Genomic DNA, 1,474 nt, shown 5'->3' with positions numbered 1-1,474 from the left:
AATACCAAATTATTTTTGGACAGTGCCTAAGTGCGTACGGTTTAGTAGTCTCATCCCATTCAATGAGACGATCACGGTCTTTGACCTTCCATACGGCGCTTGCCCACCCCAGGCAGGCAACAACCTGATTGCCGATACGTACGATGTGTCTGAGGTGTTCGCCAACAAGCCGGGGATTGCCGAGGTAGTGATAGTGATGGAAGAGATACTCCCAGTGCTGCGTATTCTTTATGTTTGCCATTGGGCTGCACCCAGTTCCGATGCTTGCATAGTTCGCAGGAAATATAAGTCCGACCTCTGAGAAAATGCTTCTCGATGAGCGCCTTTATAAAGGCGCTCATCGAGAAGCATGCAGTTTTCGTGAACGGTATTGGAATTTGATTTTTAAACTGTTGAAACTATACTCAAGGTGTCCACAAAATGTGATTACAAAAATGCTATAGCTATTTGTACTGACAGAAGTTAAACCTAATTCTGGAAATCCCTATTTATGAACTCTTACAGTATATCTCAATGGAGAACGAAAAAATTCATGGGGAAAGAACATATGGGAGCCATTAGAACGTCATTTTAAATCGATCCTAAGGGCAACATCGCGAAAATTTATGAAAAGGTAAAACCTGCTGATCACGCAAAGGAAGTGTTAAAAGATTTAAAAGAAATAGGTGCGTAAGCAAAAAAGGACGCTGACGAACCTGACCGACAAAAGTAATTACCAACTTCTTCAATATTCTTCCAAATGGAACCACTCGGCATTTTCAAGCCAATTCTGCGGTCGGGATACGAAATTGATTATGTTTTCCAGTATTGAATAGTGTTTTTTTTCTTCCTCTGCAATCTTCAAAAATAGTGATCTTCGAGATTGGTCTTTTACTTCCTCCGCTTTTTCTAAATAAAATTCTTTGCTCTTTTTCTCAATATCCTGAGCCTTTTTATATAAATCTATTTGCGAGATAGTAACACCGAATGTGTCTTTCTCTTCTTTCATTTGTATAAATATATTTTTTACGTTTGATAATAATTGTGTATCAGACATGTGAATTTTTTCATTTTCTTTCATTTTCTGAAGAATATTGTAATGCTTCACTTCAGCATCTGCCAGTAGACACAGTATGTTTTTAAGCCCTGCGTTGTTAATTTTTTGGACCGAATCACGGTAATACTTTTCACCGTCTTTTTCCATCTGCATTGCAAATTCATATATATCCATTTTCTTATTCCCCTTTTTTAACTACGTCTGTTCGGAAATACGGGGACAACCCCCGTATTGTTTTCTAATATGGGAATTGTCCCCATGTTTATGCTACGTGTTAGGTATTTTTTTTGGAAAGGTTTGTATAATTTTATACCTAAATCCTGCAAACGATTTTCGCAATGCGAAAATCAGTATTTTCCACTACCAAGATTGGCAAAAAGCGATAACAGATATCCGTTTTTTAGCAATTGTGGTAGCGCTATTGTACTACTTTAAACA

General features: G+C 37.7%; 2 protein-coding genes. Both read right to left on the bottom strand.

Annotated elements, in window-relative coordinates; genetic code table 11:
• Window positions 1-241 (bottom strand): Druantia anti-phage system protein DruA (locus tag QZT26_RS17620; RefSeq protein WP_295104053.1); only part of this gene is annotated, 241 nt, incomplete at its 3' end.
• 483 nt (window positions 242-724) lie between these two features.
• Window positions 725-1,210 (bottom strand): ferritin family protein, encoded by a 486-nt coding sequence (locus tag QZT26_RS17615; protein ID WP_099326140.1) that lies wholly within the window; start codon window positions 1,208-1,210, stop codon window positions 725-727.
• Between the last annotated feature and the right edge of the window lie 264 nt (window positions 1,211-1,474).

The organism is uncultured Candidatus Kuenenia sp. (genome assembly GCF_900696675.1).
Classification (GTDB): Bacteria; Planctomycetota; Brocadiia; order Brocadiales; family Brocadiaceae; genus Kuenenia; species Kuenenia stuttgartiensis_A.
Note: the sequence above shows the minus strand (reverse complement) of the source record. Positions and strands in the feature narration are given on the sequence as shown.